The organism is Kribbella sp. NPDC051586 (assembly GCF_044453965.1).
Classification (GTDB): Bacteria; Actinomycetota; Actinomycetes; order Propionibacteriales; family Kribbellaceae; genus Kribbella.
Genome location: NZ_JBITDF010000005.1, coordinates 575353 through 594933 on the forward strand (window position 1 = coordinate 575353; position 19581 = coordinate 594933).

Genomic DNA, 19581 nt, shown 5'->3' on the forward strand with positions numbered 1-19581 from the left:
GACCAGGCAGACTGACGGTCGTGAACCCGCTCCAAACCAAGCTGGCCACCCTCGGCCTCCAAGCCTTGGCCCCCCACGGCTTCGTCCTGGCCGGCGGCTACGCCCTCCAGACCCACGGGTACGGCACCCGCGAATCCGACGACATAGACCTCTTCACCAACAACCTCGACCCAGAAAACTTCGCCCAGGCAGTCGACCACCTCGTCACCGCCTACCAGGCCGCCCGCCTCACGATCGAGGTCACCAGGCGCGCACCGCTGTTCGCCCGGCTCGTCGTCGATTCGGTCGCAAAGGTCGATCTGGGAGTGGATCATCGGCAGCAACCGCCAGTGGCCACAGCGGTCGGCTCCGTGCTGTCGGAGGCGGACGCGATCGGGAGCAAAGTCGGCGCGGTCTACTCACGGCTCGAACCGCGCGACTTCATGGACGTCCAGTTCGTCCTGGACAGCGGGCGCTATACCCCGCAGGCATTGCTGGCGCTTGCCGATCATCGCGAAGCGAACCCGCTCGACCGCAAGATGTTCGCCGCCCAGCTCCGGGCCGGCGCCCGGCTCCCGGACACCGGCTTCACCCGGTACGGCGCCGCTCCCGAGCAGATCGCGCGCATCCGGCGTACGGCGACCGACTGGGCCGAAGAACTCGAACGGCAAACCGATGGGCCGGTCCTCTGAGACGATGAGCCGATGAGCGACAAGCACGAGGCCCAGCCCGGCGACACTTACGCCTCGAAGATCCCGTACATCGTTCCCACCTCGCTGGATCTCCTGCAGGGGCCGACGAGCGGTGTCGTGGACCTGCCGAGCCGCCTCGACTGGGGTCCGCACCGGACGTACGACCTGGCGAGCGTCGACGACGCGATCGCGCTGTACAGCAAGGTGATCAGCGAAGCGTCGACCCAGGACGATCTGACCGAGTTCCTCAGCCGGGACGTACTGGTCGCCGTCTGGCAGCGCCTCCGGCTCCCACGCCGGTGCGCCGAGATGTGGAACCAGGCCTTCCCGCAACTCGCCACGGCCGGTCCCGCCGACGGAACGCGGTGATGAAGCCGGAACACGAGCGCGCCGCCCTCCCTCAGTCAGGAGCGTGCGAAGTGAGCGGGGGCGTTAGTTAGTCAGTCCTCGGTGGGTCTGGGGTGGGGGCGGCGTCTGGGGAGGGGGCGTAGGGGTTCGGGCTCTGCGTCGTTACCGGCCAGGTGGTTGACGATGGCGTTGAGGACGGCGGCGGTGGGGACGGCTACCAGGGCGCCGACGATGCCGGCGATGACTACGCCGGTGGCGATCGAGAGGATGACGGCGAGCGGGTGGACGCTGACCGCGCGGCCGAGCAGGAACGGCTGCAGGACGTGGGCTTCCAACTGCTGTACGCCGATCACGACCGCGAGCATGACGATCGCGACAATGGGGCCCTTGGCAACCAGAGCGACGAGCACGGCGACCACGCCGCTGACCAGCGCCCCGACCACCGGGACGAACGCGCCGACGAACACCAGGATGCCGATCGCGCTCACCAGCGGCAGGCCGAGGATCGCGGCGCCGAGTGAGATGCCGATCGCGTCCACAGCGGCGACGACGATCGTCGCGCGGACGAACGCGGTCAGCGAGACCCAGGCGCGCCGGCCGGACGAGTCCGCCTTCTCCCGGGCCCGGCGCGGGAACAGGCGGATCAGCCACGCCCAGATCTGCTCGCCCTGGTACAGGAAGAAGAACAGGCAGAACAAGGCGATGAACAGGCCCGCGACGACATGCGTGGCCGTCGTACCGACCGCTGCCGCCTGCTGACCGATCGCGCCGCCCGAGGTGATCTGTTCGCGCAGCGTCTTGATGGCGTTCGTGACGTCCTGGTCGGTGAGCCCGAAGTTGATCCGGCCCAGCTCGCGCAGCTTCTGCACACCTTCGCCGACCTGGGTCGACAGGCTGTCGAACTGACCCGCGATCTGCGTGCCGACCAGGGTGAGGAGGCCGGCGACCACCACGATGGTGGCGATCACTGTGATGCCGGCGGCCGGACCACGTGGGAGGCGGAGCTTCTGCAGGCCGTTGGTGACGGGCACGAGCAGCGCGGTCAGTAGTACGCCGACCGTCACTGGTACAACGACCTCGGATAGGTACCGGATGCCGTACCCGATCACGACCACGGCGGCCACGATCACGAGGAACCGCCACGCCCAGGTGCTCGCGATGTACATTCCACGCGTCACCCCGGCGTCGTCGACCGGTGCCACGTCGTCCGGAAGGTTCTGCTCCGGCTCGCTGGCCTCTTCGAGGACCTGATTGTCCGCCACCGGGCTCTCGTCCTCGGCCCCCGCCAGGTCGTCCCGCCCCGCCTCGCTCATCACACCTCCGCAGCTCGGTTGCTGCTGAGACTAGTGCCCGGTAGTTCCGGTTCCATGAATGTGCGCTGCCAACCCCTCCGCCGCCTTCGGCTCGTCGTCCGCGAGCAGACCGACGGCCGCAAGCACGTAGTCCGCGTCCACGCACACCTCCGCACGCTGCGGGACGAGCCAGCCCTCCTCCTGCGCGTTCGTCCCGATCGCGCCAAGGATCCGGGCCGCGACCTCCGGCGGGTTGTGCCGCAGCACTCCCCCGGACCCGACCAGCAGGTCCACCTCGCGCAGGTCCTTCCCCGATCGCTCGATCACCCGGCCGCCAGGCCCGAACACGATCCGCTGCCGTCCCGCATGCCGCCTGAGCGCCACGGTCGCGGCGACACTCGCCAGCGTCTCGTCGTACGTCTTCTCGGCGTCGTTCTCGGGGAGGTACGACGGATCGTCGTGCCGGCGTTCGGCAGCGGCACGCATCTGGTCCACGTTGGTGATCAGGCCGGCCTCGACTCCAGCTGCGACCACGGGTACGGCGCTCCAGCGCATGCCGAGATCGCCTTCGACTGTCCGGGTGACCGGGTGGGTGGCGACCACCTCGCGGCCGAGGTTCGCGTCCTCGGGGTCGAGCTCGATGACCGAATGCACATCCGTGGTCGCGCCGCCGATGTCCACGACCGCGACGTCGCCGTGTAGTCCCGCCAGCACCTCGACGCCGCGCAGTACGACGTCGGGCGTCGCGGCGCGGATCATGGCGGCGAACGACGGATCGCGGGACAGGTTCTTGCCGCCGATCACATGCTCGAGGAACATCTCGCGGATCGCCGCCCGGGCGCTGTCCGGTGCGAACACGCCGATCTCCGGTACGACGTTGTCCGCCAGCACGTGCGGTACGGCGGCATCGGTGAGGATGTCGCGGATCTCGGCCCGCGCGTCGATGTTGCCAGCGACAACGATCGGTTTACGCCACTTGTACTTCGCCAGCGTCTCGGCCGCCTTCAGCAGCACGGCCGAGTTGCCGCCGTCGGTACCGCCGAGCAGCAGTACGACGTCCGGGCGGTCCTTGCGCAGCTCCTTCTGACCGGTTGCCGTCAGCCCACCGTTGACAACGGCAACCACCCGGCCGCCGCTCGACAGCGCGACCCGCTTGCCCGCCTCCGCCGTGACGAGCTCTTCGTTGCCCACGACACCGATCCGGAGCCCGCCGCCCGCACTCGAACAGGCCAGCACCTCGGCCTTCCTCACCCCACGGTCGACATCCTCGAGCGCGACCCGGCAGGCATTCCACCCGTCCATCACGTCGCTGTCGATCGTCGTACGGTGCTCGGCCCGGGCCACCAACTCCCCCGAGCCCACATCCACCGCAACCGCCTTCGTGAACGTGGACCCGAAATCAACCGCCACCACAAGACTCACAACCACCCACCCTCCACCCGACTCCCACCCGACTCCCGACTCCCGCCCGACTCCCGACCCCCGCCCGGCCGCCCGACTCCCACCCGACTCCCGACTCCCGCCCGACTCCCGACCCCGCCCGGCCGCCCGACTCCCGCCCGGCTCCCGGCCGCCCGGCCTTGGGGCGTTCGAGGGGATATCCCGTCGAGTTGCCCCTTCTCCCCCTTTACACCGGCAGAGAACCGGCAACGCGAGGGGTTATCCCCTCGTGTTGCCGGCAGCTCGCCACCGGCCGGCAGCTCGCCACCGGCGAGGGGGGTGGGTCAGGAGAGGGCGTTGTCGAGGTCCTGGAGCAGATCGTCGATCGTCTCGATGCCGACGCTCAGCCGGATCAGGTCGGCCGGCACCTCCAGCGGCGTACCGGCGACCGAGGCGTGGGTCATCTTGCCCGGGTGCTCGATCAGGGACTCGACGCCGCCGAGGGACTCGCCCAGCGTGAAGACCTCGGCCTTGTTGCAGATGTCGAGGGCCTGCTTCTCGCCACCGGCGACGCGGAAGCTGACGATCCCGCCGTACCGCTTCATCTGCTTCGCGGCGGTCTCGTGACCCGGGTGGCCGTCGATCCCGGGGTACAGCACCTGGCTGACGGAGTTGTGCCGCTGCAGGAACTCGACGACCTTCTCGGCGTTGTCGCTGTGCCGGTCCATCCGCACGCCGAGCGTCTTGATGCCGCGCAGCACGAGCCACGAGTCGAACGGGCCCGCGACCGCGCCGATCGCGTTCTGGTGGAAGGCGATCTTCTCGGCCAACTCGGTGTCGCGGACAACCAACGCACCGCCGACGACATCGGAGTGGCCGCCCATGTACTTCGTGGTCGAGTGGACGACCACGTCCGCGCCGAGCTCCAGCGGCTGCTGCAGGTACGGCGAGGCGAACGTGTTGTCGACCACCAGCAGGGCGCCGGCGTCGTGCGCGATCTGGGCGACGATGGCGATGTCCGCGACGTTCAGCAACGGGTTGGTCGGGGTCTCGAGCCAGACGACCTTGGTCTTCCCCGGCTGGATCGCGGCGCGGATCGCCTCCGGGTGGGTGACCGCGGCCGGCGTCATCTCGACGCCCCAGTTGCCGAGCACCTTGGCGAACAGCCGGAACGTGCCGCCGTACGCGTCGTCGGGGAACACCACGTGGTCACCGGGCACGCACAGCGAGCGGATCAGCGTGTCCTCGGCCGCCAGGCCGCTGGCGAACGCGAACCCGCGGTTGCCCGCCTCGATCGCGGCCAGACACTCCTCGAGCGCCGTCCGGGTCGGGTTCGCCGACCGGGAGTACTCGTAGCCGTTGCGCAGCCCGCCGACACCGTCCTGCTTGTAGGTGCTGGTGGCATAGATCGGCGGGACCACCGAGCCGGTGGTCGGATCCGGCTCGTTCCCGGCGTGGATGGCGAGCGTCTCGAAGCCGTAGTGGTGTTCCGTGTTCACCGGACCAGCGTACGGCCTGGTCCTATCCGGCCGTGCACGCCGTCCACAGCTGGGACTATTGGAGGGATCCGGGTTGTCCACAGGCGCGTCGTACTGGCTGGCGAATGACCCACTGCGCCGCCTACGGTTGCGGTCAGTGGTTGCCGCCGGGGACCGAGAGGAAGGACGACGGGGCCGGATGAAGACGCAGGACAGGCCGCTCGACCAGGACGACCTGGCGATGGCGGACCTTGCCGAGATCCTGGACTGGGGCGTGATCGCCGGTCCGGACGGCGACGATGCCGGTCCGCAGGTTGTGCGCGCGCTCGTGCAGCGGGTGATGGGCCAGACGTCCTGGCAGCCGTGGCCGCTGGAGGCCGGCGAGGTCATCGGCGCCGAGATGGTCTCCTGGGGTTTCACCACCCGGCGCGGGACGACGATGATCGTGTTCGACGGGCTCGCGTTCCCGGACTGCCCCGACAGCGGCTGGTCGGCGTACGAGATCGGTCCGGACGACATCTCCGCCGCGGAGGCCGGGCTCGACGAGCACTGGCCGGACCACCTCGCGCTCGCCACCAGGCACTGGGGTCAGCCCGACTACGTCGGTGATGAGAGCAGTGTCACGTTCGCCGACGAGTGGGAGCCAGGCGCCGGGACCGGTCGCCGGCATCTGGCTGTCTGGCTGCGCCCGGGCGCTCAGATCCACCTGTACAGCAACAAGCCCAGCAAGGACCCGCTGACGACGTCTGTCGGGGTCAACTACGCCGTGTACATCGACTAGGAGACCCCTGATGAGCGAGCCCTCCTCGGAACCCCGCCAGGGGCGGATCTCCCGCTGGCGCGCCAGGTCACGCGGTACCAAGACGATGAAGGCCGGGTACGCACTGGCCGCGCGCGACGTGAAGAACTGGGACAAGGACGTCCTGGCTCGCATCGGCAGCTCCCGGATGACGCCGTCCCACCTGCAGCGGCTGGCGCAGACGGCCGTCAACGCGCAGAACGGCGGGCAGACCGGCCCCGCGCAGCAGCTGGGCGAGCGCGCGACCAACCGGATGCAGCGGACCCAGCGCCAGCAGGCTCCGACGAGGAATCCGTTCCGCCAGGCGGCGAGAGGGATCTCCCGGTGGCGGGACGTGCGGCACGGCACGAAGATGGTCAAGTCCGCGATGGTCCTGGCGATGAAGGAAGCCAAGAACGCCGACCCCAACGTCAGGCTCGCGATCGGCAACGACCGCACCATGACCAAGACCCAGATCGCGAACACGGTCCAGGGGCGGATGGAGCAGGTCTTCAAGCCTGAGGTTTACGGGGCTCAGCAGGGTCCTGGCCAGCAGCCGGGTCAGGTGCAGGGACAAGTGCAGGGCCAGCAGGGTCAGGTCCAGGGGCAGCCGCGTCAGGGGCAGTTGGTGCAGGGGCAGCAGCAGGGGGCTCAGCCGCAGCGGGGTGTGTCGGCGATGCAGCAGCTTGCCTCCACGGCGGTCCAACTCGGAGCGGCCGGGCAGGGGGACACCGAGCAGGCGCTGCTCCAGGCACTGGCCGAGTTCCAGCGGCTGCAGGGCGAGATCAAGCAGCTGATCGAGACCCGGATGGCCCAGATCCAGCAGGAAAACACCAACCTGAGCGCCCTGCTGAACCAGGTCCAACAGTCCGGCCAGCAACTCAACCAGCAACCCGCCCCCCAACTGAACCAACGGCCCGAGGCCGGAGCTCAACAGCCGGAGGCCGGGCCCCAGCAACCCGAGGCCGGCGCACAGCAGCCGGAAGCCGGACCCCAGCAACCCGAGGCCGGCGCACAGCAGCCGGAAGCCGGGGCACAGCCCGAGGCCGGCGCACAGCAGCCGGAAGCCGCGCCCCAGCAACCCGAGGCCGGCGCACAGCAGCCGGAAGCCGGGGCACAGCCCGAGGCCGGGGCACAGCAGCCGGAAGCCGGGGCACAGCCCGAGGCCGGCGCACAGCAGCCGGAAGCCGGGGCACAGCCCGACCCGGAACTCCATAACGTCGGCCAGCACCCCATCGTTCCGATCGACGAGTCCGCCCAGCAACATCCCCAGGGCGACCAGGCCGCCGAAGGCCCGCAAGCAGGCGAAGGGGCCGCACCGCAGCCAGTCGCCGAGACCGGCCAGCAACAAGTTGTCGAGGGCCACCAAATCCCGGACGGTCAGCAGGCTGGTGAGGCAGTCGCACAGCGGCCAGTCGCCGAGGCCGGTCAGCAGCAGGTCGTCGAGGGCGGTCAGCAAGGCAGTCAGCAGGTCGACACTGCCGAGCAGCGAGCCGCACTGCGGCCGAGCCGAGGTGAGGTCTGGTCGGGGATCGCCGAGACCCCGGAGGACCACGCCGAGCGCAACGGCCAGCCCCCCGCGCAAGGACAGCAAAACACCGCAGATCCCAAGCAACTCAGGGCAAAGGCGGAATCCGCCCGAGCCGCTCACGCAGCCGGCGTCGGCGACTGGAATTCAACGCCCCCAACCACAGACAAAACGCCCCCAACCACAGACAACAAGTCAGGCCAGGGCGCCCGGCCAGACTCCGCCCGACGCGCCGGCCAACTCGCAAACAAATCCCCAAAAGGCACCGGCCGAGGCAACTGACCACGACCCACCACACGACGAACGCCGCCCCAACCCGGCGGCGTTCGTCATATCCGGCACCCACCACGTCCGCCACTCCCGCACTCCCCGACCCCAAGCCCCAGCCCCACGCACTGCACGACCCCACCGCTCGCCGTACCGCAGCACCCCACGACGCACCCCGCAGTCCCCCGCACCGCAACCCCTTCACCACCGACGCCGCAGCCAGTCCGTCCTCCCCCGCCGCACACGCCGAACGGCACGACCTGCCCCGCAGTCCGCCGCACCGCAACCCCTTCACCACCCACGTACGCCGCAGGCAGTTCGTCCTCCCCGACGCCTACGCCGTACCGCAGCACCCCACGACGTACCCCGCAGTTCCCCGCACCGCAACCCCTTCACCACGTACGCCGCAGCCAGTTCGTCGTCCCCGACACGCACGCCGTACCGCAGCACCCCACGACGCACCCCGCAGTCCCCCGCACCGCAACCCCTTCACCACGTACGCCGCAGCCAGTCCGTCCTCCCCGACGCGCACGCCGTACCGCAGCACCCCACGACCGGCGCCCCGAGCCCACGCACTGCACGACCCCACCGCTCGCCGTACAGCAGCACCCCACAACGCACCCCGCAGTCCGCCCCACCGCAAACCCTTCACGACGTAGGCCGCAGCCAGTCCGTCCTCCCCGACGCACACGCCGTACCGCAGCACCCCACGACGCACCCCGGCAGTCCCCCGCACCGCAACCCCTTCACCACGTAGGCCGCAGGCAGTTCGTCCTCCCCGATGCGTACGCCGTACCGCAGCACCCCACGACGCACCCCGCAGTCCGCCGTACCGCAAACCCCTTCACCACCCACGTACGCCGCAGCCAGTCCGTCCTCCCCCGACGCACACGCCGTACCGCACGACCTGCCCCGCAGTCCCTCGCACCGCAAAACCCTTCACCACGTACGCCGCAGCCAGCTCGCCCTCCCCGACGCGCGCGCCGTACCGCAGCACCTCTGCGGATTTCGTCGTACACCAGCTCGCCGTACTGCGGCTCCCGCGCCCCAGGACCCCAACAGCCCTAGTCCTGCCGCGGCACCCGGCTTCGTGCCTTCGCCGGCATGTCGGTGTCACTGCGGGATGGTTCGCACAGGTCCCGGAAACCCGTGCTCACTTCCTATCGCAGGACCGGCGCGTGCACCGACGGCCGGCGCCGAGCCGTGTCGATCAGGCGATGCAGGCGTACGGCGGTAGCGAACGTGGGCACGTCACCGGGACTGCGGGCGATCTGTCGGTACAGCCTGGCGACACTCGCAGGCTCGACCGCCAGGCCAGGCGTGGTCCGATAGCTCGCCGGGATGTCGAGTGGCTTGGCGTCTCTCCGGACGACGAAGTCTGAGATCTGAAGCTGGGCCGCCCACGGGTTGTCGTCCGGTGCAGACTCGACGGTCATCGTGCCGTCAGTGCCCGTGATCTCCAGTCGGGTCGCGGGGACGCCGGGCTCGCCGTCGTGGAGATGCGCCGAGAACGCGGCGCCCCCGGTGAGTTCGCCGATGACGTCGAGCGTGTCAGGCGCCGTGACGTGGATGAGTTCACCGGTCTCCGCGATCGTGTGGTCCGGATGCTGGACCGTCGCGTGCCCGACAAGGCGGCCGATCGGTCCCGCGACATGCTCGATCAGGTCGAGCGCGTGTCCGCCGAGGACCTCGACCAGCCCAGCGCCGGAGGAATCGTCGTAGGTGTAGGCCGTCCAGCCCGGGACGGCCGTGGCTGATCCCTTCGACCTGGAACTGCTCAGCCGCACCGAGGTGATTCGGCCGATCGCTCCCGCGCGAACCTGGTCCCGGACGTACGCCACGCCGGGGGAGAAGCGGCCCTGCAGCCCCACGAACGCACGCGAGCCGGCTTCGCGCGCAGCCTGCTCCAGGTCCGCTGCGTCGCCGACAGACAAGGCCAACGGCCATTCGCAGTACACATCCTTGCCCGCCGCGATCGCAGCGCGCACCAGCCCTGCGTGTGCGGCGACCTTCACGGTCACGACCACGAGGTCCACGGCAGGGTGCTGCGCAAGCTCGGTCGCGTTGGTGAAGGCGAGGGGTACGCCGAACACCTCGGCGGCCTGTCGTGCCGACTCCTCCCGGCTGGTAGCGACTGCCACCAGCTCGAAGTCCGGAAGGGCCCGCAGTGCAGGGATGTGGGCGCGGGGTGCCCACCCACGCTCCGGGCTCGCCCCGATGATACCGACCCGCATGCTCACCCTCCGATCCAAGCGGACGTCCGACCTAAGCGGACGTCCGGCGTCCGATTCTGCAGGCAGTCTAACCGGATGCCGAGCGTCCGGTTAGACTGGGGCCATGCAAACTGCAGTCGTCCGGTTGCTGGACGGGGCTACTCCGAGAGCCGACGCGCGGCGGAATGTCGAGCGACTGGTGACCGCTGCCCGGGCCGCCGTCGACGAGGTCGGGACGGCAGTAACCGCGCACGAGATCGCCCGGCGAGCCGGCGTCGGGATCGGTACGTTCTACCGCCGGGTGCCGTCTCGTGACGCGCTGCTCGAGGCGGTGCTCGCCGGAGCGATCGACGAGATGATCGAGCTCGCCCGTGGTGCGCGCGCCGCGGATGATGCTTGGCCGGCCTTCTGCAGCTTCGCGGAGGACTACGTACGCCTGCGGGCGACGAGTTGTGGTCTGAATGAGGCGCTGGCCGGAGCGGGCGGGCTCGCCCTGTCTGATCGCATTGGTGAACTGCGGAATGAGTTCCGCAGGCTCGTCCGGCGCTTGCAGGCCACCGGCGCGCTCCGAGAGGGGCTCACCAACCGCGACGTTGCGTTCGCGCTGGCAGGCGTTGTGCCGCAAACGCGGACGCTCGGGCTGACCGCAGGGCCGGCGCAATGGCGGACGACTTTGCGGATCGTGCTCGACGGCGTCCGCGCGTGATCTGCTGCGAGGTCAGGATCGGGCCGCGATGTGACCTTGCAGTAATCGTGGCCGTCGGCAACTTCCCGACCGTAGCCGCGTGAACCTCACGACGATTTCAGCCGGACGGTGAAGATCGGCAACAGGAAGTGGACGAGGGGGCCGATCGACAGCGCGTAGACGACGGTGCCGACGCCGATCGAGCCGCCGAGGAGGAAACCGGTGGCCAGGACGGTCAGCTCGATCGACGTACGGACGAGGCGGACGCTCAGGCCGGTACGGCGTACCAGGCCGGTCATCAGCCCGTCGCGCGGACCCGGACCGAACTGGGCCCCGATGTAGAGCGCGCCGGCCAGCGCGTTGACGACGACGCCGGCGAGCATGAAGACGATCCGGAGCCAGAGCGCGTCCGGGCGGTCGACCGTGGCCAGGGTCAGGTCGGTGACCAAGCCGATCACGATGGCGTTGCTGATCGTGCCGAGGCCGGGCCACTGCCGCAGCGGGATCCAGGCGAGCAGTACGACGAAGCTGACCGCGATGACCACCGTGCCGAAGCTGAGCGGGAGGTGCTTGGTGATGCCGGAGTGGAACACGTCCCACGGGTCGAGTCCGAGGTTGCCACGGATCATCAGGCCCATCGAGGCGCCGTACAGGGTCAGCCCGACGTACAGCTGCACGAGGCGGCGCGGCAGGTGGCCTGCTTTCAGCTGCTGGATCGGGTTGATCAGCGCGAGCTGACGCGGCGGGGCTTCGGAGGAGGTAGCGGTCACAGTACCCAAGTGTCCGTAGAAAGTGGCCTGGTATTCGATAGCCAATTACGTCATAGTGGACTGCATGAAGGGGCAATATCTCCCGGCCACCACGCTCGTGGGCCTGCTCGGCGCCTGGGCCGACGGCACCGGACCGGCGTACCGGCTGCTCGCCGAGCGCCTCCGGTTGCTGATCGCGGACGGCCGGATCACGCCCGGTTCGCGGCTGCCGAGCGAGCGTGAGCTGACCGACGCCCTCGGCATGAGCCGTACGACGGTCGCGTCGGCGTACCGGGAGTTGCGCGACCGCGCGTACCTGATCAGCCGCCGCGGCTCGGGCAGCGTGACGGCTCTTCCGGGGCGGGTCCAGCCCGCGCTGAGCCGGCATCACGCGCCGACGTTCGAGACCGACGGGCATTACGACTTCACCGCGGCCGCGCCTGCCGCCATCCCAGGGATCAGCGCGGCCTTCGCGGCGGCCATGCACGAGCTCCCGGCGCAGCTCGCCACCCCCGGGTACCATCCGCAGGGCCTGCCGGAGCTGCGTATCGAGGTCGCGGCGGCGTACGCCGAACGCGGGCTGCCGACCTCGCCGGACCAGATCATCATCACCGCCGGCGCGCTGGCCGCGACCTCGATCGCGATCCGGGCGATGACCCAGATCGGCGACCGGGTGCTGACAGAGAGCCCCACCCATCCCAACTCGGTCGACGCGATCCGGCACAGCGGCTGCCGGATCGTCGCGACCCCGATGAGCCCGGGCGGCTGGGACCTGCCGTTGCTGGAGGCAACCATCAGGCAGACCGCGCCACGGGCCGCGTGGATGGTGGTGGACTTCCAGAACCCGACCGGCTGGTTGATGCCGGCGGCGGAGCGCAAGCAGCTGGCCACCGCGTTCGCCCGGAGCCGGACGACGGCGATCGTCGACGAGACGCTGTACGGGTTGTCGCTGGACGGGCAGGAGATGCCGCCGCCGTTCGCGTCGTACCACCCGGACGGCGTGATCACGGTCGGTTCGGCGAGCAAGCTGTTCTGGGGCGGCCTGCGGATCGGGTGGATGCGGGTGCCGGAGGCGCTGGTCGCGCAGGTGCTCGACGCGCGGGCGTCGCTCGATCTCGGTGCGCCCGTGCTCGAGCAACTAGTTGCAGCGCAACTACTCCGGCAGCGGGCGTCATTGCTGCCCGACCGCCGGCTGATGATCGCCCGGCAGCGCGACGCCCTCGCCCAGGCCGTGTCCGAGGAGCTGCCGTCGTGGCGGTTCCGCCTGCCGGGCGGCGGGTTGTCGTTGTGGTGCGAACTGCCAGAGCCGGTCGGGTCGAGCCTGGTCGGGTTGGCCGAGCGGAACGGCGTACTGCTGGTGGCCGGTGCGCGGTTCTCGCCGGACGGCGGGCTGGAGTCGTTCATCCGGTTGCCGTACACGCTGCCCGTGGATGCGCTCCGTGACGGCGTACGCCGGCTCGCAGCGTCGTCCGCGGCCCTCACCAGCGGTCTACCCCGCACCCGCCGCTCGGCCGCGATGATCGCCTGACGTCATCGCGCCGTAAGGGGTGCGGGGAAGGTTCGCCTTAAAACAGGCGTTGAGAGACTATGAGAGTCACTCTGCGAGAGGCGTGAGAATGTCGTTCTTCACCCGCAACACCGCCATGGTCGAGCCGTCGTCCGCCCTGCCCGGGCGGGAGACCCCCGGGTTCGCCGTACCGGACGAGAACATCGTCCTGCACACGCCGCAGACCGCCGCCGCACCCGAGGGGTTCGAGGAGGTCTGGTTCGGCACCGGATGCTTCTGGGGCACCGAGGAGATCTTCTGGCAGCAGCCCGGCGTGTACACCACGGCCGTCGGCTACGCGGGCGGTTACACCCCCAACCCGACGTACGAAGAGGTCTGCACCGGCCGCACCGGCCAGACCGAGGCCGTCCGTGTCGTCTACGACCCCACGAAGACCACCTTCACGGACCTGTTGAAGGTCTTCTGGGAGACCCACGACCCGACACAGGGCATGCGCCAGGGCAACGACCTCGGTTCGCAGTACCGCTCGGCCGTCTACTACACCACCGACGCCCAGCGCGCCGAGGCCGAGCGCACCCGCGACCTGTACGCGCCCGTCATCAAGCCCCTCGGCTACGGCGACATCACCACCGAGATCGCCCCCGCCACCACCTTCTACTACGCCGAGGGCTACCACCAGCAGTACCTGTTCAAGAACCCGAACGGCTATCGCTGCCACAGCAACACCGGGGCCAAGTTCCCGGCTGACGTCTGACAGATCTAGCGCGATGCCCCTGGACTCTCTGAGTTCGGGGGCATCAGGCGTGTTCCGGCTGCACATCGGCCGGGCTGGTTGCACTGTCGCGGGCGCGCCGACGGGCAACCACCAGGACGACGGCTCCAGGGAGCGTTGCGACCAGGGCGAGCATGCCGTACACCACCGCGACGGTGACGCCGAGCGCCGCGCCAAGCCCGACCGAGCTGAACGCCCATGCGGCCGCGCCCTCGCGTGGGCCCCAGCCGGCGATATTCGTCGGTAGCGCCGAGGCCGTCAGCACGACGAGTGCCACGGGCAGCAGCCGAGCCGACGGTACGTCTGCTCCGGTCGCTCTCACTGCGATCAGGAACACGGACGCGTGGCCGAGTACGGCGCCGGTGGAGGCCAGCAGGATTCCCGGCCAGGCCCGTGGCGCGAGGACCGCGTCGCGGAGATCGCTGGTGAAGGCGCGTCCGATGCGCGAGGAAAGGTTCAGGCACAGGGGTACGGCGATCAGCGCCACACCGGCGACGACCACGACCGTCACGGCGACCGAGGGAACGAAGGAGCCGGCGGGCCAGGACAGCAGGAGCAACACGCCCACCGTCAGCAGAATCTGTACTGCGAATCCCGACGCCCGCTCCCAGGCGACGGCCCGCAGGCTGCGGCTCAGGTCGCCAACCTCCTGCCCATGGCGCACGGCACGGTGTACGTCGCCCACCACCCCGCCAGGCAGCGTGGCGTTAAGGAACTGGGACCGGTAGTACGCCGCCACCGCGGTCGTCAGCGGCAGCTGGACGCCGAGTCCGCCGGCGACGAGCCTCCACCGCCATGCACAGCACAACGTGGTCAGCGAGGTGATTGCGAGCGCGGCGGCGATCGGCCAGCCGGTCGTCAGTCGGAGCCCGTCCACCAACGGGCCCGTGCCGACCCGCCACACGAGAACGGCGAGGATCGCGGCACCGCCCGTCACGCGGGCCCAGGTCCAGAGGCTTCGGCTGATGGCAGTTCCGATCTCTTAGTTGCGCTTGTACCAATGACACGGCTCTCACCCGCCGTTGGTTCAGTCAGCGACTTCCGACAGCACGGCCGACAGTTCGCGTGAAGTCTGTGTCCAGTCGGACAGTGTCAGGCGCCGCGATCTGGCCGCCGCGCGCAGCCGGGCGCGCTCCACGGGGTCACCCAGCCACTGACGCAGCGCCTGCGCGAGAGCGTGTGGGTCGCCCGGCACGACCAGCAGGCCTGGTCGGCTGCCGTCGGGGGCGTGGCCGACAGCCTCCGGTACGCCGCCGACCTGCGTGGCCACGACCGGCAGGCCGCGGGCGAGCGCCTCGGTGACGACCATGCCGTAGGTCTCGAACTGGGAGGCCAGCACCAAGGCGTCCGCCTCTGCGTAAGCGCGCTCGAGTTCGGCACCCGTGAGCGGGCCGGCGAAGCACACCCGGTCGGCCAGGCGCCGGTCCTTGGCCCGCCGGCGCAGTTCGTCGACGAACTCCAGATCGAGGTTCAACGAACCGATGAAGACGCACCGCCAAGCCGGATCGTCCACCGTGGCCAGTGCCTCGAGCAGGAGGTCGGGGCCTTTGGCCGGGGTGATCGCTCCGACACAGAGCAACCGCCCGCCGGACACCGAACCCGACGCCAGGTCAGCCAGGTCGACGCCCGGCCGCACGACGTACACGCGATCCTTGGGCAGCGCGTAGTGGTCGAGCAGCCACCGCCGGGTCCAGTCGCTCGTGGCCACGATCGCGGATGCCGCCGACAGCGCGGCGACCTCGCGCGCTTCGTCCCTCGGCATGTGCATGAGTACGACGAGCCGCAGACGGCCGGCCTCCGGCTCCAGCACCTCCGGGAGCACGGACGCCAGCAGGCCATCGATCAACACCACCTCACCGTTCGGAACCCGGGCCAGCGCCGCGCCCACGGCCAAGCGGGCCGCCGCGTCGGGGCGGGGCCACTGGCCGGCCACGGCGTGCTCGTGAACCGACCAGCCGAGTGCCGTCAGCCCGCGACAGACCCGGCGGTCGTAGACGTTGCCACCGCTCGGCCGCCGCGGGTCGTCGATCCCATCCGGGACCAGGACGTGCACCTGCTTCACAACGGCCGCTCGCCGGGTTCGCGGATCCAGAACGGGCGTGCTTCGATCGGCACCGCAGCCTCCGTCTCCCGCCCGGATGAACCGGTGCGACGCTGTTGTCGTATGACTGGCGTAGCCCGTAGATACGGAGGCATTGTGCGTCTGGTTCAGGGTCGAGTGCGCAGCCGCATCCTGACCGGCCCGCTCGTCGGCTTCGCTTGCCTGCTCGTGCTCCTCGGTGTGCTCGCAGCGGTCACCGGCCTCGACGTCGCCGGCTGGGTGACCGGTGTCGCCGCGGGAGCCGGCCTTGCCGCCGTGCTCGCCCGCGCGATGGTGCATCACCGTCGTGACGGGCTGGGACCCGCGGACAGGGTGACACTGGCTCGCGCAGTCCTCGCCTGCGGGGTCGCGGCGCTCACGGCGGACTCGTTCGGCGGCCAGGCGCCGGTGACGATCCTCGTGACGCTCGCGACGATCGGGCTGGTCCTCGACGGGGTAGATGGTCAGGTCGCTCGGCGTACCGGCACCGTTTCGGCGTTCGGGGCGCGCTTCGACATGGAAGTCGACGCGTTCCTGATCCTGGTCCTGAGTGTGTACGTCGCCCGCACGACGGGTTGGTGGGTCCTTGCGATCGGCTTGGCCCGCTATGTGTTCGTGGCCGCGAGCTGGGTCTTGCCGTGGCTGCGCGGCTCGCTCCCGCCTCGCTACTGGGCGAAGGTGGTCGCCGCGATCCAGGGCATCACCCTGGCGGTCGCGGCGGCCGGCCTCCTGCCCGATGCCGTGACCACAGTGGTGCTGCTGATTGCGCTGGGACTGCTGGCCGAGTCGTTCGGCCGTCAGATCTGGGGGCTGTGGCGCCAGGCCGGAAGCCCGCGCGGCACCCGTGCCACCGTGACGTCGGTGCTCGCGGTGCTCCTGGTCTGGGTTGCGCTCCTCGTGCCGGACCACACCGGCGGCCTGTCGCCGGCCGCCTTCCTCCGGATCCCGCTCGAGGGCCTGGTGTTCGTCCTCCTCGTCTGCGTATGGCCGTCGAGACTCGCGCGGGTCCTCGCACTGATCGGCGGACTCGTCCTCGGGGTGCTGCTGATCCTGCGGCTGCTCGACAGAGGCTTCTACTTCGCCTTCGACCGCGGCTTCCACCCCGTCTACGACGCGGCGTACGTCGGCTCCGCGCTGGGCCTGCTCGGCGACTCGATCGGCCGCATCGGCGCCATCGCAGTCTTCATCGCAGCCGGAATCCTCCTCCTGGCCCTGCTCGCCCTGTTGCCGCTGTCGGCGGTGCGGGTGACCCGGCTGGTGGCGAGACACCGGCGGCCGGTGATCCGGATCGGAGCCGCCCTGGCCGCGATCTCGCTCGTGCCCGCGCTGACCGGCGCCGGGCCGGAGCCCGTACGACAGCCCGCCTCTTCCTCCGCAGGCCGGCTGGTCACGCAGGTCCGCGACGACCTTCGCGACCAGCGGGAGTTCGTACAGGCGCTCAAGCGGGATCCCTTCCGCAACACCCCGGGCAACGACCTGTTGACCGGCCTGAAGGGCAAGGACGTGCTCCTGGTCTTCGTCGAGAGCTACGGACGCACGGCGCTCGACTCTCCTGTGGTCGGGTCGGCGCTCGAGGCCGGGGACCGGCGGCTGCAGCAGGCCGGCTTCTCCTCGCGTAGCGGCTTCCTCACTTCGCCGACCTTCGGCGGCATCAGCTGGCTGGCGCACTCCACCCTGCAGTCCGGGCTCTGGGTGAACAACCAGCAGCGGTACGACCACCTCGTCACCCTCGACCGGGTCACCCTCACCGACGCGTTCGGACGGGCCGGCTGGCGGACAGTCGCCGACGTACCGTCCAACGGCAAGGACTGGTCGGTGGCGAAGACGTACTACCACTACGACATGGTCTACGACCGGCGGAACGTGGGGTACGCCGGGCCGTCGTTCAGCTATGCCTCGATGCCTGACCAGTACACCCTGGCCGCCTTCCAGCGGCTGGAGCTGGACAAGCCGAACCGCGCTCCCGTCATGGCCGAGCTCGACCTGGTTTCCAGCCACACGCCCTGGGCGCCGCTCCCCCGGCTGGTCGACTGGAGCCAGTTGGGTGACGGCTCGGTCTTCGACCCGATGCCGGCCGCGGGCGACTCGCCGGAAGACGTCTGGCGGCAGCCGGACCGTGTGAAGGCCGCCTACGCGCAGTCCATCGCCTACTCGCTCGACGCCCTGACCTCGTTCGTACAGCGGCTCCACGACCGCAACCTGGTGCTCGTCGTCCTCGGCGACCATCAGCCGGCCAGCATCGTGTCGGGCAACGGGGCGAGCCACGACGTGCCCGTGAGCATCATCGCCGCCGACCCAGCGGTGACCGATCGGGCAGCGGACTGGGGCTGGCAGACCGGGCTGCGGCCCGATGCCGGCGCTCCGGTCTGGCCGATGGACACCTTCCGCGACCGCTTCCTCACCACCTACGGCCGCTAGCGCCCGTGCCGCGATCGTACGCGGGCTGGACGGGCGCGGAGACTACTTGGCGGGGGTGAGCTGCTGGGCCAGGTATTGCTGGAGGCCGATGCGGTTGACGGCGTCGAGTTGGCTTTCGAACCAGTCGACGTGGTTCTCCTCGTCGCGGACCATTTCCTCGAAGACTGCCGCGGAGCCGTGGTCGCCGAGGTCGTGGCACTCCTTCGCGGCGGCGTTGAACTGCGCGACCGCGGCGAGCTCGCCGTCGAGACCGAGGCGAAGCATCTCCTGGGCGTCCTCGCCGACTGCGATGGCCCCGAGCTTCTGGAGGTTCGGATGGCCGTCGAACAGCAGGATGCGGCTGATCAGGTCGTCAGCATCCTTCATCTCGTCGATGGACAGGTCGTAGAACGCCTTGCCCAGCCGGCCGAAGCCCCAGTTGTCGAGCATCCTGGCTTCCAGGAAGTACCCGTTGATGACCGTCAGCTCGAGCGTCAGAGCCTCGTTGAGCAGCACGACGACGCGTGGGTCAACCGGTTGCACTTGCCACCTCCGTGAGCGAGGGTGCCGCGACAGGCCTCTCATGCTCGCACAACAATCGCTTCACGGAGAACACACAGCCGCCGCAATTCCGCCCCGCCCCGGTCACCCCACACACCTGCGCAAGCGTCCGGGCGCCGCCGTCGATGCTCCGACGGACGTCCCGGTCGCTGACGACCTCGCAGTGACAGACGATCACACAGGAAAGGCTAGCCTAACCATGCCCGGTTAAGCACGGTCACGTCCGTCACATGGTCACCTGGAGGAAGCCGGTCCAGCGGAGTTCGGCGGTCAGATGTTGCATGTCGTTGTACATGAGGACGGAAGACGGGCGGCCAGGCGTGTACCGAAGTATGGTGAGCGCGGCGTTGCAATGGTTCAGACTCAGCCACCGCCACCTCGGCGCGTCCATGGCATCTCGTACGAGCCAGCCGACCAAGAAGTTGTGAGTGACCACGAGTTGGTGCTGTTCCTCCTCGCCGTCCGTCGGCCCGGCGTAGCGCCGTACGGCCTGAGCAGCCAGTTCCGGTCCGCGCCTCAGCTCCTCAGGCGTGGACTGCTGGAGGAACCCGAGCAGGTAGTCAGCGGAATCCGTTGGTAATTCGGCCCTGTCCGGTACGTACGGCACATAGTCCCCGGCGGCCTCTGAGACCTCCAGCGCGACGTCATTCTTCAGTTGCTCCTTGACCAGGCGTGCGGTTTGGGCTGCCCGAGGCAGCGGACCGTGATGAATGGAGGAGAACGAGACGTCCTGTAGCCGCCGACCGAGCCGCACTGCCTGGCGCCGGCCGCTGTCGGTCAGCCCACTCCCGTCCGGCAGCGCCTCGCCATGCCTGACCAGGTACAGGTAACGCGTGGCCGCCGCGCTCATGACTCGTCCATGCCTGGTGGACGCC

At 69.7% G+C, this 19581-nt stretch carries 19 protein-coding genes; 8 read left to right on the forward strand and 11 right to left on the reverse strand.

What is annotated here, in order from left to right; translation table 11 throughout:
• The first annotated feature begins 20 nt into the window (after nt 1–20).
• Both ACIA58_RS36360 and ACIA58_RS36365 read left to right on the forward strand, forming a co-directional pair.
• Nucleotides 21–671, forward strand: coding sequence for a nucleotidyl transferase AbiEii/AbiGii toxin family protein (locus tag ACIA58_RS36360; RefSeq protein WP_396408390.1), 651 nt, complete (start codon nt 21–23; stop codon nt 669–671).
• A gap of 12 nt (nt 672–683) precedes the next feature.
• Entirely contained in the window at nt 684–1040 is a 357-nt protein-coding gene (locus tag ACIA58_RS36365) for a hypothetical protein (RefSeq protein ID WP_396408391.1), read from the forward strand.
• Between the two features lie 71 nt (nt 1041–1111).
• Here ACIA58_RS36365 and ACIA58_RS36370 read toward each other — a convergent pair whose 3' ends face one another.
• The 3 genes from ACIA58_RS36370 to ACIA58_RS36380 all read right to left on the reverse strand — a co-directional run bounded on the left by ACIA58_RS36370 (nt 1112) and on the right by ACIA58_RS36380 (nt 5190).
• Nucleotides 1112–2332 carry an AI-2E family transporter gene (locus tag ACIA58_RS36370; protein ID WP_396408392.1) on the reverse strand — a complete coding sequence of 407 codons (1221 nt, stop codon included), beginning with the start codon at nt 2330–2332 and terminating at the stop codon, nt 1112–1114.
• Nucleotides 2333–2362: 30 nt separating this feature from the next.
• Nucleotides 2363–3733, reverse strand: a complete 1371-nt coding sequence (locus tag ACIA58_RS36375) for a glutamate mutase L (protein WP_396408393.1) — start codon at nt 3731–3733, stop codon at nt 2363–2365.
• Between the two features lie 302 nt (nt 3734–4035).
• Entirely contained in the window at nt 4036–5190 is a 1155-nt protein-coding gene (locus tag ACIA58_RS36380; protein WP_396408394.1) for a cystathionine gamma-synthase, read from the reverse strand.
• Nucleotides 5191–5368: 178 nt separating this feature from the next.
• On the opposite strand from ACIA58_RS36380, the gene ACIA58_RS36385 reads away from it, so the two are divergent.
• Nucleotides 5369–5950 (forward strand): hypothetical protein, encoded by a 582-nt coding sequence (locus ACIA58_RS36385; protein ID WP_396408395.1) that lies wholly within the window; start codon nt 5369–5371, stop codon nt 5948–5950.
• 10 nt (nt 5951–5960) lie between these two features.
• Nucleotides 5961–7757: a hypothetical protein gene (locus ACIA58_RS36390; RefSeq protein WP_396408396.1), complete on the forward strand. Its 1797-nt coding sequence runs from the start codon at nt 5961–5963 to the stop codon at nt 7755–7757.
• A 319-nt stretch (nt 7758–8076) separates the two neighbouring features.
• Here the strand turns inward: ACIA58_RS36390 and ACIA58_RS36395 are convergent, their stop codons facing one another.
• Together ACIA58_RS36395 and ACIA58_RS36400 are read right to left on the reverse strand one after the other, a co-directional pair.
• The gene (locus tag ACIA58_RS36395) at nt 8077–8478 is read right to left on the reverse strand and encodes a hypothetical protein (RefSeq protein ID WP_396408397.1); all 402 of its coding nucleotides are present in this window, start codon (nt 8476–8478) and stop codon (nt 8077–8079) included.
• A gap of 424 nt (nt 8479–8902) precedes the next feature.
• Complete coding sequence (locus ACIA58_RS36400) at nt 8903–9976, reverse strand: Gfo/Idh/MocA family protein (RefSeq protein ID WP_396408398.1); 1074 nt, start codon at nt 9974–9976, stop codon at nt 8903–8905.
• 103 nt (nt 9977–10079) lie between these two features.
• On the opposite strand from ACIA58_RS36400, the gene ACIA58_RS36405 reads away from it, so the two are divergent.
• A complete protein-coding gene (locus ACIA58_RS36405; protein WP_396408399.1) occupies nt 10080–10661 on the forward strand; it encodes a TetR/AcrR family transcriptional regulator in 582 nt (193 codons plus the stop codon).
• Between the two features lie 86 nt (nt 10662–10747).
• On the opposite strand, the gene ACIA58_RS36410 is transcribed toward ACIA58_RS36405, so the two are convergent.
• Nucleotides 10748–11410 carry a YitT family protein gene (locus ACIA58_RS36410; protein WP_396408400.1) on the reverse strand — a complete coding sequence of 221 codons (663 nt, stop codon included), beginning with the start codon at nt 11408–11410 and terminating at the stop codon, nt 10748–10750.
• A 64-nt stretch (nt 11411–11474) separates the two neighbouring features.
• On the opposite strand from ACIA58_RS36410, the gene ACIA58_RS36415 reads away from it, so the two are divergent.
• Together ACIA58_RS36415 and msrA are read left to right on the forward strand one after the other, a co-directional pair.
• The gene (locus tag ACIA58_RS36415) at nt 11475–12917 is read left to right on the forward strand and encodes a PLP-dependent aminotransferase family protein (RefSeq protein WP_396408401.1); all 1443 of its coding nucleotides are present in this window, start codon (nt 11475–11477) and stop codon (nt 12915–12917) included.
• Nucleotides 12918–13005: 88 nt separating this feature from the next.
• Nucleotides 13006–13650 carry a peptide-methionine (S)-S-oxide reductase MsrA gene (gene msrA, locus ACIA58_RS36420; protein ID WP_396408402.1) on the forward strand — a complete coding sequence of 215 codons (645 nt, stop codon included), beginning with the start codon at nt 13006–13008 and terminating at the stop codon, nt 13648–13650.
• Between the two features lie 43 nt (nt 13651–13693).
• Here msrA and ACIA58_RS36425 read toward each other — a convergent pair whose 3' ends face one another.
• Nucleotides 13694–14605, reverse strand: a complete 912-nt coding sequence (locus tag ACIA58_RS36425; protein WP_396408403.1) for a YbhN family protein — start codon at nt 14603–14605, stop codon at nt 13694–13696.
• Between the two features lie 90 nt (nt 14606–14695).
• Entirely contained in the window at nt 14696–15730 is a 1035-nt protein-coding gene (locus ACIA58_RS36430) for a glycosyltransferase family 4 protein (RefSeq protein ID WP_396408404.1), read from the reverse strand.
• Between the two features lie 135 nt (nt 15731–15865).
• Between ACIA58_RS36430 and ACIA58_RS36435 the strand changes: the two genes are divergently transcribed.
• The gene (locus tag ACIA58_RS36435; protein ID WP_396408405.1) at nt 15866–18166 is read left to right on the forward strand and encodes a CDP-alcohol phosphatidyltransferase family protein; all 2301 of its coding nucleotides are present in this window, start codon (nt 15866–15868) and stop codon (nt 18164–18166) included.
• Between the two features lie 42 nt (nt 18167–18208).
• Here the strand turns inward: ACIA58_RS36435 and bfr are convergent, their stop codons facing one another.
• The 3 genes from bfr to ACIA58_RS36450 are packed head-to-tail and all read right to left on the reverse strand — an operon-like array spanning nt 18209 to nt 19556.
• Nucleotides 18209–18688, reverse strand: coding sequence for a bacterioferritin (bfr, locus tag ACIA58_RS36440; RefSeq protein ID WP_396408406.1), 480 nt, complete (start codon nt 18686–18688; stop codon nt 18209–18211).
• A complete protein-coding gene (locus ACIA58_RS36445) occupies nt 18675–18884 on the reverse strand; it encodes a bacterioferritin-associated ferredoxin (protein ID WP_396408407.1) in 210 nt (69 codons plus the stop codon). The genes bfr and ACIA58_RS36445 overlap by 14 nt, the downstream gene beginning before the upstream one ends.
• A 48-nt stretch (nt 18885–18932) precedes the next feature.
• Nucleotides 18933–19556: a histidine phosphatase family protein gene (locus ACIA58_RS36450; protein ID WP_396408408.1), complete on the reverse strand. Its 624-nt coding sequence runs from the start codon at nt 19554–19556 to the stop codon at nt 18933–18935.
• Nucleotides 19557–19581 lie beyond the last annotated feature (25 nt).